We start from the raw sequence: 11,876 nt of genomic DNA, 5'->3' as shown, positions 1-11,876 counted from the left end.
GGGGACGGGTCGGCAACAGGCAGACCGTAATAGGTCGTCTTGAGAGTATGACCACCCCTTCTTTTCCTTGTGCCCTGAACGGATACCCGAGGTTCGGCCTCGGATGACAAGCATAGGACATGGAAAAGATGACGCATCCAGTTGCGGCTTCCAAGGCCGAGTTGCCACACGCATCGATCACAATTGGGATCGATGTATCCAAGGATCATCTCGACGCCGCCCGTCACCCCGGCGGTGATACCGTCCGTGTCGCCAACACCCGCAAGGGCCAGACCGCACTTCTGCGCTGGATCGGCGACATCAAAGCCGTTGCCCGGGTGGTGTTCGAGCCAACCGGCCCCTATCACCGCACACTGGAGGAACGCCTGGCGGCCGCTGGTATCCCGCAGGTCAAGGTTAATCCACGACAGGCGCGGCGTTTCGCCGAAGCCACCGGCAAACTCGCGAAGACAGATCGCGTCGATGCGTTGATGCTGGCACGCTATGGTGCCCTGCTGGATCCGGTGGCGCGTCCAGTCCGCACGGATCTACAGAACCGTCTGGCCGAACTGGTGGCCGCTCGCCGCAGTCTGATGCGAGATCGCACGGCAACGCTCAATCGTCTCAAGACCCTCACGATCGGCTTGCTGCAGCGCCACGCGCGTCATCGCCTGCGGCAGATCGAGGCGCAGGTCACATCCCTCGATGCGGCAACTGACGCGCTCGTGGCGGAAGATGCGCATCTGTCCCGGCGCCGGGACGTGCTGGCCAGTATTCCGGGACTGGGAACGATCACGGCTCATGCGCTTCTGGCCGACATGCCCGAACTCGGCATGATGGAAGAAGGTCAGGCAGCCGCACTGGCCGGGCTGGCACCCATCACGCGCCAGTCCGGCACATGGCGAGGCCGCAGCTTCATCCAGGGGGGTCGGGCCACCGTAAGGCAAGCTCTCTACATGCCGGCCATCGTCGCCATGCGGTTCAACCCAGACCTCAAGCGTGTTTACGATCGCCTTATCGCAAAGGGAAAACACGCCAAGATCGCCATTACCGCAATCATGCGAAAGCTCGTCGTCCTCGCAAACGCCCTGCTTCACAAAAATCGGCTTTGGACGCCAAAACACGCTTGACCACAACGGATACTCTCGGGTTACGACCTGCACCTGCCGCATCCAGACGGATCCCGGACTTGTCGACGCTACCAAGGTGACACCACGGGTTTGTCTGACGAACTGATTCCCCGCGACGTTCACGCGGTAATGGCTCCGTCCGAACGTCGTGTTTAGGCAGTAGTCATAAGATGTCACTTGCTACTTCGACAGTCCAATGCTTCCCCTGCCAAAAAGGTGGAGAAACCATGCCCAACTTGCTCAACGACGATCAGCATGCCTTGTCACGTGAACAGAGCCTGTTGTCAGGATAGGATTCAGATTCTCGGCAGCTGGCGTGCTATTCTTCCAGCTCCACCAAAACTGCCGGACTAATCTCCAGAACACGGGCGAGACGAAGGATTACCAGAAACGTCGGATTCCTCATTCCTCGTTCCATCCCACTGATATACGTTCGATCCAGTTCAGCACGGTCTGCAAGTTCCTCCTGGCTTATGCCGAAACGGATCCGTTCTCGGTGTATGATGCGTCCAAGCACCACACGAGGATCTTCACCCGTCCCCGTTCTGATTTCCAGCGCGGGTCGTCGTGGTCTGCGGGGCGCCCGGGCCCGAGTTGAAACACCTGTTGTTCTGCTCATAAGGAAAAAGATGAACAGGCTTGCAGATTATAATCCACGGACTATAGTCCTATGGAACATAGTCCACACTTTGGATTTAACTCAGCAGCGGGGGCATCATTCGTGCTCTTATCCCTTACCTCGAACCACCGGTTGCCTGTGGCATACTCCATTCATCCTCGGGAAGCGACAATCCCGAATACTAGCGGCTGCCGTGCGGAAAATATATTGGAGGGAACCTATTTTTGGGACCGAAGTCGAAGCGACTTTAGTGCATCCTCGATAATGCACATCAACAGCGTGGACGCTCACCGGCGAATCTGACCCGTGATCGCGGCTATCAAACCACCACACGGACAGGGTTCAATATCTGGATCCACACGACGTGTGCCGTGACACGCGTGGTAAAGAAGCACGTTGCTCTGGTTCTTGGTTCTGTAGTGCTCAGCCGATGAAGGGAATGAAATCATTAATATCAGGCGGCTTCTTGCCTTTTTCAGCAAGCACTTCCGCATTATTCTGTGAATTGGCAATACGACAGAGCGCTCTGGCAGCCTCCATATTGAATGACCCGCAACGCAACCATTTATAAACCGTTTCGCCACTTCGATCCACTTCATGGGCGATCCGGGCAACGTCCAGGCGCATCAGGGGCGTTCGATGTCCGGGGAAAATATCCCAGAGGAAAGTGTAAAGTTCTCCTGATTGCCACCTCGGTGGCTTACGAAAAGTAGGCAAGGCCCATCTCCTGATGTGATACCTCCACCGTCTTATGTTACGTCAAACTCTTCCACCAGAAGTTGATATGGATATCACCTATAAGTTGATCTTCTGGTCAAATGCGAGGTGACTGACTGCAGACATCGCCTCCCTTCCGCAAGACATTAAGAAATATCAATGCGATACGAGAAACAGTTTTTAGGAATCTCGCCCATTTCCTACTTTACAGGAACTGAAAAACGAATCACTTTTTTACATAATACGTGGAAAATTATGATACTATTCGATCCATAACGGACTGAAGAAGTCTCCGTTCAGCCCATCTACGAAAGACTTATATTGTGTATACGGATATCTAACCACCCCATTTCAATAACTGCACCTCAGTTAAGCTATGTACAATCCGCCCGCGGGACAAAAGATGAAAACGTCTGTTGATAGCTCTTTCTCAAAGCGTCTGCTTGATGCATGTGAGCAGTTCGGTTACGGACCGGCCCATAAATACGGGCGTCTGACATGGTTGCAGACAAAGCTATCAGAACATAATATCGAGGTTTCGCTCGAGACCATCCGGAAATGGTGCACCGGAGCCTCACGCCCCCGAGATGACAAAATTTCTATTCTCTCCAGGATCCTTGAGGTGGATCGTGCATGGCTTGCGCTTGGGATCCAAGCTGCGCCACCTTCCCGCGCCAGAGCCAATCCGCAATCACCCGTAACCGATGGCGCCGCATATATTCTGGCTGGGCTGATATTCATGGACGGCGGACGGGCCGTTTTTCCCGCCTACGAGGATCACGAGGCTTTAGATCAGCATATTGATCTGTACGCCACCATCAAGGGAGCACGCTATGCGTTCCGCATCATAGTCGGACTCGCACGACGGGCGACTATAGCATTCGATGTTCCTGAGAACGCTAGCCCAGCAGTAATTTTAGGATTTTACAGGGAAGGCACCGACGTCTCGATCTTTGAAATTACGCCTCGCCTCATTGATCAGTCAGGAAAACGCCAGAAAGAAGGCTTTCTTTTGCGGCTTACCCGTCAGGAAATCAGGGATAGAAGAGTGGAATGCTTCGCGACGCGTATTTAAAATCGTCAGAAGATATACTCAAACCGGGAAGTCTTATACGGGTTCCGCCATAGCAAAAGCTCTGTCCCATGTTACGTTTAGTCACAGTTTATGACGGAGACTCAATCTTATGCGGACACGCATCGCGTTAAGCAGCGTAATGGCAGCCATCATCGTGGCAGGCATTTCAGGCCGAGCATTTGCCGGTCGCGAAGAACGCCTGATGAAAATGTCCGAGGCAGAAATCCAGGAAAAAACGACGGTCGTGAACCAGCCATGGAACCCCGCAATCATCATCCTGCAGAAGAGTTTGCCCTCAAAAGGCACGTTGCATGGTGGATATGCGTGGCTGGACGCTGCCGTTTTAACAAAGCCTAGTCCGCTGGGCCAACCTGGCGACGTGCTCTATTTTGTTGGGGCGACCCTCTGGGATCAGGAAGCATTTAATGGAAGCGGTTTTCGCGAATTCGCCCATATGAAATACATGGACAGTGCCGGTCCGGCCTTTATTAATGTCAATCAGACGAACGCAAATGGACAGTGTACGGAAACAATTGCACCATGGGGCGGCGTGGTTGGCGGCATTTTACCGGATGCTTCCATTGAGAGAGACTGTAGTCATAGTTCCGAGCTGGTCGCGCCCATCCTACGCAGCACAGTCGAATATATTGCTGGTCTCAACCGTCCGTGGGACTTTCAGTTCGTTGCAAGTGACGAAACCACATTCACCGATGTGATTACCCCGACAGAGGCCAAAGCCCTTCTTGATCGGGTGAACGAAGTCAAGGCAACTATGGGGAAATAGACCGGTTCCTGCCCGTTCGTTGAGAATGGGCAGGCAGAACACCACGGTTAATCAGTGCCACCCTGGGAACGGCTGATGATGAATAGCCTTGTACTGTTCCGTAAAATACTCGAACGCTTGACCTAGTCCCGTAATGTCTAGGGTTTGTGATCCAAACGGTCCCTCCACAGCAAGGGCAGGTGAACTCATAAGACAACGGTATATGCCATCCCAACGCGAGAGATCTCGCTCTTTAATATACCATACCACACCTGTTGAATCTACAGTTGCCGTATTAGAACAATTATTGCCATAGACAAATTTTCCATCCACCTTGTCTTTCACATCGCTGTCGCGAAAAGTGAGCACTGGGGCAGCTGTTTTTGTTTTCTGATCATACAGAGCATCAATATTTATGTTCTTCTTCATCAAGCCTTCAGAAATTCCACAAAATAGCGCTAAACCACTCAATCGCTCTGTCGTGGTCGCAACAACGCAGTTTCCAAATATATGAGGTGTACCAGCAGACGGCGTCTCGGCATAGCCCTTAGAAACCTGGGTAATTCCAATGCATAACACTGCCCCATATAAAATATTAGAAAAATATCGAATTATCTGTTTCTCTTTGTTCATTTTTTGTCAAAACCTCCATGTCCACGTCCCCACCACTTATCTAAGTGCTGGCGGTACAATAGTATACGTTATGTTGATGATCATTATCATATGACCGACATCATCAATGGGATCCATAAATAAATATCGATGCCCTTTTTGTCAATTATCATAGTTATGGTTTAACGTAAATCTGTTTTTCTTCGCTTTACATATCCTATGCTTATTTCATATTATCGTATAGATTTATTTTTCCCTACATTGCGCCGTTGTACCTTTTATCCTAAAAGATATTCCACCCTCCCGAGACACATCCCGTCGATGCTCGGTAAATAATGCGAGATCGCATTCTAAACCGGTTGGTCTCACGGCATATCGCATGAGGGTTGATCCCGAAAGAGGCAGAAGACGAAACCTTTTTTCTCGCGTGCTTCGTTGCGACAGTCCGTAATCGCCTCCATCTCGTCCATAGGATTTCGACCGGACCCCGGAGTCGGTACACCTCATTTGGCACTGCCGAGGCAAGAAGCATTGGTACGCTTGTCCAATCAAAGGCGTGAAAGACTATACGCCCACATGCTCATTTGCTGTAGCGCAACTCGAGAGCATGTCCGCTTTATTCCGCTTCATATCCAGCGGCTGTAAAGAAGTTGGCGAATGCCATTTCGATCCGGTTGAAATCGGGGTTATAGGGAGGCAGGAGCATCATCTGAGCCCCATTCGTTCAATGACCTTTCGCGCTCCCGGAACCTCGTGAACCGGCAGATTGTCCAGCACGACGATATCGCCTGGGCTCAGCGTCGGCATGAGAACATGCTTCACGTAGGCCTGAAAAATCTCGCTGTTCGTGGCACCATCATGCACGAAGGGTGCGGTCATGCCTGAGAGGAGCAGGCCAGCGGTGAAAGTGATGGTTTTCCGGCCATGAGGAACGCCTGCCCGACAGCATTCTCCGCGCAAAGAGCGACCAAGCAGGCGGGCAATCCTCGTGGAGAGGCAGGTTTCGTCAATGAAGACCAAACGGGGCGGATCGAGGTCAGGCGGGTCGTCGAACCGAACCAGTCCTGCCGACGTTTCAGGATATCTTCGCGCTCCTGCTCCGTTGCATGTGCGGTCTTCTTTTGAGTGTCCACGCGCGCTGCCGCCGTCCTCAGCTGAGCATGCTGCGGCCGATGCCAGCAGCCTGCTATCCTTCAGGCGCGCTGCCATCTCGTTGAGCGCGATATCTTTCTGCGCTTCGATCATGCCGACGATAAAGGCCTCATATCCGTCCAGCTTCTCGCCGCGCGGCTTGCCCTGACGGCGCGCCGCTCGTTCGCGGCTTTCGCGCTCACGCCGAAGCCACCGGAGAGCCGACGAAATCCCTATCCCGAGCCGCCAGTTGCTCCGGCTTCCAGAACGCGCACCCGAGGATCGTCGCTCAATGCTCGCGCCATCACCAGCTCCATCAATGGAAACGGTAAATTATAATCTATGCCCCGTGTCGCACCGCGCGGTTCATAGTTCAGTTGACATGCTCTAGCAGCCTGTCGGGTTGGGCATTTTGCGGCTGATAACGCCGAGGCAGACCCGGCTTATGCTGCGTGAAGCCGAGCCATTCTTTTGCAGTTGTATGCGAGAGCGACGAGTGTCCATTCGGTCGTAACTTTTGCAAGGCTGCGCAGACTGAATCTTCTGAACCCCATGATGCTTTTGATAATTCCAAAGACCGGTTCAACGGTCTGTTTTCGTAGTCTGTAAACATCTCCGGCTTCTGTGGTTTCCAGCCTGTCCTTCATGGCTAGCCGCCAGGGTTCGGTTATCCGGCGTGGCTCCTTGTTTTCAGGAGGTGGCCGGAAATCATATGGCCTGCGGGCGCGAGGCCGTCCGATGGCGACCAGCGGATCGATACCTTTTTTCCGCAGGTCCCGGACTGCCTGCCCGTTGGCGTAACCGGTGTCGGCGAGCACTGTCTTTGGGAGACCGATCGTGTTTTCCATCGACAGCACCGTGCTGGTAAAGGACGGCGCGTCCGCTGACGTGGCGACAACGCCGGTTGTCACGATCAGCTGGCTGCCTTCAGCGCAGACCACAGCCTGAGCATTGTAAGCCTGCCGGAACTCATGGGCGTCCGAACGCCGCATGAGGCGGCTGTCCGGATCAGTCAGGCTGATCTGTCTCTCGGGTGGTGGTTCATCATCGGGCGGTTTCGGCGCCCGGCCGCGACGCCCTGTTTTTGCGTCATAGACGGCTTTCTTTTTCTCGTATGCCGGTCGCGCCGCCTCGGCCTGAGCCTTCGCGTCAGCTTCCAGCCGGGCGCAGGCTTCATCCAGCTTCGCTTTCAGCGTTTCCCGGCGGGCAAGTTCTTCCGGCAATGCCTGCGGATCACTGTCTGTGGCGTCCGCGTGCTCCGCCTGTTCCATCAGTTTCGCGATATCCACCCCCAACTGTTCACGCAGGGCCCTGATCCGGTCGTAGCGCAGGGAGCGGTATTTCGAGGCGTCGGCATCAATCTTCGTGCCGTCGATCGACACCACACCCAGACGCAGCAGGCCCGTCTCGCGCGCCAGAAGCAGGACCTGCGCAAATGCAGCTTCAATGGCCGTCCGGTTCGTTCGGCGAAAGGCGGCAATCGTGTCGTGATCCGGATGCAGGTTCGCCGCCACGAAGCGCACCCCGATGTCACGATATGTCGCCCGCTCGATCCGCCGTGAGGAAAAAATCCCGTTCGCATAACTGAAAATCAGAAGGGCCAGCATCAGCCGCGGATGATACTGCGCCTTGCCACCCGTGCGCACCGGCACGCAGAACGCGGTCATCGGAACCCGCTCAACAGCGGCAACAATGAAATGCGCCATATCGTCAGCCGGAAGCCACGACTTCAAATCAGGCGGCAGAAGATACGGCTGAGACCGGTCAAACGGGATAAAGCTGCTCATCTCATAACCTTACAACCGCCCCCCTTCACAGGGTACCCCAACCCGACAGGCTGCTAGAGTAATTTCCCGGAACACTGGCGTGGTGGAATTGCTCTAACTTAATATTTATCGGATGTTTTCACTAGTTCGAATGTGTTCATCCAAACTGGATCTACTCCAGTGCAATCGGATGAAGAAGTCGCGCAAATCATCACTCCGCTGCTCCGAGTCTTCTCGGACCAGCACGAAATAGGGGACAGTCGACAAGCGTTGTTCGTCTGATACGTCCGCGGGATACGGATTGCGAACTTACGGCACGCAGCATTGCTGAACCAATCAGGAGCGAACATACATAACCCCTTTTAGGACAACTTTTTTCTTTAGAAAACACCGGGCGTTTTCGTTACCTTAACTGGACGTACATCAACATATTCCTGAATATTGTCTCTAAACGCAAATTCAACTTGTGTAACCCGCGGCTATGCCAGATGGTCAGTCGTGGATACATCACCGACATGTTCGGGTGCGTCCATTGAGAAACATAAATAACGGAGGATCCCATGACTTAATAACAATAAATACATGAGCGTAAATGCGTTCGGATACGACAAACTCCGGCAGAAATGACGTATTTTTTCTGTCATAATGCTTGTGTCGTCAAAACGACGCGGTCCCATCTTTAAAAAGGACCTCAAATGACCACTGATCCATTCCGCCTTCGTATTCTCAAGGCCATTACAGACGCTCTGAAGGAAATCACGCCAGGGAACGGTTACCCGACCGACCTATCTGATTACACACCAGCCGGCGGTAGCACGACTGTTTCGCGCGTCTATCGCGGGCTGGATTGGCCTGCAACAGACGCTGAGCTACCTGCGGTCACGCTTCTTGATCGGCATATCAGCAAAACTGAACAACTAGCTGAAGCTTTGGGAATATACACGGGCGCACTGAACAAACCGGTCATGCCATTTGATGGCAGCAATCAGGTGAATGCATGGCGTCTGAGATTAAAGGGGTTTGCCGTTGATGACCTGGTGAACCCCAGTGATAATGCAATTGTGCTACTCACAGACGTACGCAAGCGCCTGCTAATCGAACGACAGCGTGTGCATCCGCAGCAGATCCGACAGCCCGATCCGCTGGGGATGGGTCTGGTTTCCGCCAACGGCTCCGGCAACGCAGTAGTTGACCTATTGGTCGGTCGTGGAGAGCTCCGTCCGGCAAACGCGACTTATGGTCATGTGTATTGGCACCTCGACCTTGTCTTGTCACTGAGTGAAGACGGTACATCACCGTACGCATGACTTTTCTTTTTGGTATTAGCCTTGCTAATACTATCCCTATATTATCGGAGTATTGAATATGATTACTGACAACTATACGATGGGTCGCGGCGAAGCCTGGTTCGCTCCGTTTTCTGATCCTGTAGCCAAAACGCTCGCCGAAGGTGGTGGTTTCCGCTTTCTGGGGAATGTACCGTCATTCAATCTCAGCATTGCAGCCGACACCTATCAGCATTATAAGTCCACACGCGGTATTCGTGAAAAAGACCTCACGGTCACCCTCCAAGCCAACCGCACGGCAACAATCACGGCGGAAGACATCAGCGCTGACAACATTGCTCTGTTCTTTATGGGGACGACAGCCACTGTTTCCCAGTCGGCGTCAACCGGGAACTCGGAAACTTTTGGCAGTGTTGTGCCTGGCAACAAATATCAGGTTGGTATTTCTGCGGCCAATCCCACTGGTCTGCGGGGCCTCTTAAACCCAGTGCTCAAAGCGGGGACCACCACACTCGTTGCGGGTACCGACTATGTAATCGACCCTGTCCGTGGCACGTTCGATATCTTGCTAGGAGGAACTGTGCCGACCAGCGGCTCGAGTGTAACGCTGACCTATGACCTGTCCGCGACTTCCCGCGTGCAGAGCATTTCCGGCGCATCGACCGTTTCGGGTGCGCTGAAGTTTGTCAGCTACAACGCCGTGGGCGATAACATTGACTACTTCATGCCGTATGTCACGATTTCTCCCAACGGCAGCTTTGCACTGATTGCGGATACGCTTCAGGCGCTCCCCCTGACGATCGGTGTGCAGGTGCTTGGCAATCAGGCCGCGCTTTATGCAGACGGTCAGCCTGTCGCCGGAGTATAAATCTATGCGTCTCCAGGACATTGTGCTGGCGACCGCGACGGTGAAGGTCTCGGATGGCGTGCAATTCGCCGTCCGGGGCCTCTCTCCTTACGATGTTGCGGTGCTATATACTCACTATCGAGCCGATATGACCGAAATGTTTCGTCGAATCACTAGCAAGGCTAGTGCTAATGAAGCTGTAGACCTCGAAGCTGACGTGATCATGCAGGCGCCAGAGCTGGTAGCCGAAATGATTACGCTGGCATCGAATACAGATCCAGCAGACGAATCAATGTTTCAAAAAGCCGTGTCTGTCGCGCAACGTCTTCCTCTTGCGGCGCAGCTGGACGCACTTGAAAAGATCGGGGGGCTGACGTTTACGTCCGAAATGCCGCCGGAAAAGTTTGTGCGCCTGATCGCGGAAGCAATACAACGCATGACCACAGCGTTTCAGGCACAAGACAAAGCACGTCCATTGACCTAAAAACATGGATATGGGGTATTCGACGACAGGTAAGTCTATTGCTCGAACATGGGCATCAACATCCAAGCCGATATCCAATCGGTCTCCTGCACGATGAAGCTGCCCTTGTTGTTGATCGCCTTAATAATCGCATAGCAAGTGATGCGATTGTGACCAGACGCGCCTTCGCCGCAGTAGCCTCTGTCGACGGAAATAATGCGTTCAATGAAATGATAAGAAATATTGGAAGGAGGTAGTTATGGCTACAGCAAGTTCTGCGTCGTCCGACACTAAAAACGGAAACGCCGCGCTAGCACTATCGAATGGTGCCGCTCTAAGCGTGATAACTTCTTCAATGGAATCACTTTCTAGCGCCGCGAGCAACCTCGTCGCTACACTCGGCAAAGTCGGTGACGCGCTCGACGACAATAAGAAAAAGGCGACTGATGCGACTAAACAGATTAGCGACGCCTTCGCCACTACTGCATCGGGAGGTCTAAGTGACTTCTTAAAAGGTGTTGCGAGCGGAAAGAGTGCGCTTCAATCTCTGAAAGCTGCGGCAATCGACTTTGGAATAAGCTTCACGTCGCAACTTTCCGAGATCGCGATGAAATCGATGTTTGGGAGCGCAGAGACGGCAGGAGGAAGCGGTGGGTTACTCAGCGGTCTTAAAAGTTTTGGTTCCGGACTAGGAAGTTTTTTTACGGACCTTTTCCATGAAGGCGGTGTGGTTGGCGGCTCCGGCATGGTGCGCAGCGGGATTAGTCCCGCCGCGTTTGCAGGTGCCATGCGCTATCATACGGGCGGTATTGCGGGATTAGCGCCCAATGAAGTTCCAGCGATCCTGCAGCGCGACGAAGAAGTGCTGACCCGTAGTGATCCGCGTCATATCCTCAACGGCGGAACCGGTACAAGTGCGGCGGGCAGCACGCAGTCCATTCGCAATGTGCTTGTCATGAATCCCAAGGATCTGGCCCAGGCCGTCTCCGGCGCGCATGGCGAGAAAGTCGTGCTGACGCATATCAAGAACAATGCAGCTTCCGTTCGTTCAATACTGGGAGTCAACAGGTCATGAGTATCGACCAACTTCCCGTCTGGCCGTTTCGCCCCAACTGGGCGGATCCGCTGACAGAGGGGATGGAGTATCTGACTTCGGTACTCTCGTCTCCAGCAGGTGCCGAGCAGCGACGCGCGCTGCGCTTCTTCCCGCGGCGTGATTTCGAGTATTCCATCTTTCTTGCACGCCAGGATCGGGCGTGGGCCGAAAACTATCTGCGTAATACCGGGGCGTCAAAATATTGGATGCCTTTATGGGCCGACGCTGTCGAAGTTCCAGCAGGTTCCGTGGCAGGTCAAACGGTTATCCCCGTGGAGAATGCCGCTGATCGTGAATACACGGTCGGGGGCACCGTAACGCTGGTGGATACCAGTACATGTCGGATTTCGGATGCCCTTGAAGTGACCGCAATCGGCGCAAACTCGATTACA

The 11,876-nt window shown here is 53.6% G+C and carries 11 protein-coding genes and 1 pseudogene; 7 read left to right on the top strand and 5 right to left on the bottom strand.

Annotation, left to right across the window (positions count from 1 at the left end; genetic code table 11):
* Positions 1 to 128 precede the first annotated feature (128 nt).
* Positions 129 to 1,109, top strand: coding sequence for an IS110 family RNA-guided transposase (locus S101446_RS16405; protein WP_167376466.1), 981 nt, complete (start codon positions 129 to 131; stop codon positions 1,107 to 1,109).
* A gap of 319 nt (positions 1,110 to 1,428) precedes the next feature.
* On the opposite strand, the gene S101446_RS16400 is transcribed toward S101446_RS16405, so the two are convergent.
* Positions 1,429 to 1,728: a helix-turn-helix domain-containing protein gene (locus S101446_RS16400; RefSeq protein WP_083824363.1), complete on the bottom strand. Its 300-nt coding sequence runs from the start codon at positions 1,726 to 1,728 to the stop codon at positions 1,429 to 1,431.
* A 423-nt stretch (positions 1,729 to 2,151) separates the two neighbouring features.
* Positions 2,152 to 2,355 (bottom strand): hypothetical protein, encoded by a 204-nt coding sequence (locus S101446_RS16395; protein ID WP_007396645.1) that lies wholly within the window; start codon positions 2,353 to 2,355, stop codon positions 2,152 to 2,154.
* A gap of 493 nt (positions 2,356 to 2,848) precedes the next feature.
* Between S101446_RS16395 and S101446_RS16390 the strand changes: the two genes are divergently transcribed.
* Both S101446_RS16390 and S101446_RS16385 read left to right on the top strand, forming a co-directional pair.
* A complete protein-coding gene (locus S101446_RS16390; RefSeq protein ID WP_087608965.1) occupies positions 2,849 to 3,520 on the top strand; it encodes a hypothetical protein in 672 nt (223 codons plus the stop codon).
* Positions 3,521 to 3,629: 109 nt separating this feature from the next.
* Positions 3,630 to 4,304 carry a hypothetical protein gene (locus tag S101446_RS16385; RefSeq protein ID WP_087608964.1) on the top strand — a complete coding sequence of 225 codons (675 nt, stop codon included), beginning with the start codon at positions 3,630 to 3,632 and terminating at the stop codon, positions 4,302 to 4,304.
* Between the two features lie 51 nt (positions 4,305 to 4,355).
* Here S101446_RS16385 and S101446_RS17875 read toward each other — a convergent pair whose 3' ends face one another.
* From S101446_RS17875 to S101446_RS16375, 3 genes and pseudogenes are all read right to left on the bottom strand, one after another.
* On the bottom strand, positions 4,356 to 4,916 hold the full coding sequence (locus S101446_RS17875; RefSeq protein WP_157684878.1) for a hypothetical protein: 561 nt from the start codon (positions 4,914 to 4,916) through the stop codon (positions 4,356 to 4,358).
* A 595-nt stretch (positions 4,917 to 5,511) separates the two neighbouring features.
* Positions 5,512 to 6,347 (bottom strand): annotated as a pseudogene (locus S101446_RS16380) (transposase).
* A gap of 122 nt (positions 6,348 to 6,469) precedes the next feature.
* The gene (locus S101446_RS16375; protein WP_087608962.1) at positions 6,470 to 7,813 is read right to left on the bottom strand and encodes an IS1182 family transposase; all 1,344 of its coding nucleotides are present in this window, start codon (positions 7,811 to 7,813) and stop codon (positions 6,470 to 6,472) included.
* A 674-nt stretch (positions 7,814 to 8,487) separates the two neighbouring features.
* Between S101446_RS16375 and S101446_RS16370 the strand changes: the two genes are divergently transcribed.
* The 4 genes from S101446_RS16370 to S101446_RS17870 all read left to right on the top strand — a co-directional run bounded on the left by S101446_RS16370 (position 8,488) and on the right by S101446_RS17870 (position 11,463).
* Entirely contained in the window at positions 8,488 to 9,099 is a 612-nt protein-coding gene (locus tag S101446_RS16370) for a hypothetical protein (RefSeq protein ID WP_087608961.1), read from the top strand.
* A 58-nt stretch (positions 9,100 to 9,157) separates the two neighbouring features.
* A complete protein-coding gene (locus tag S101446_RS16365) occupies positions 9,158 to 9,946 on the top strand; it encodes a phage tail tube protein (protein ID WP_157684877.1) in 789 nt (262 codons plus the stop codon).
* Positions 9,915 to 10,409, top strand: a complete 495-nt coding sequence (locus tag S101446_RS16360; protein ID WP_208620586.1) for a phage pre-tape measure protein — start codon at positions 9,915 to 9,917, stop codon at positions 10,407 to 10,409. The genes S101446_RS16365 and S101446_RS16360 overlap by 32 nt, the downstream gene beginning before the upstream one ends.
* Before the next feature lie 238 nt (positions 10,410 to 10,647).
* On the top strand, positions 10,648 to 11,463 hold the full coding sequence (locus tag S101446_RS17870) for a hypothetical protein (RefSeq protein WP_157684876.1): 816 nt from the start codon (positions 10,648 to 10,650) through the stop codon (positions 11,461 to 11,463).
* Positions 11,464 to 11,876 lie beyond the last annotated feature (413 nt).

Source organism: Komagataeibacter europaeus (assembly GCF_002173515.1).
Taxonomy (GTDB): domain Bacteria; phylum Pseudomonadota; class Alphaproteobacteria; order Acetobacterales; family Acetobacteraceae; genus Komagataeibacter; species Komagataeibacter europaeus.
Note: the sequence above shows the minus strand (reverse complement) of the source record. Positions and strands in the feature narration are given on the sequence as shown.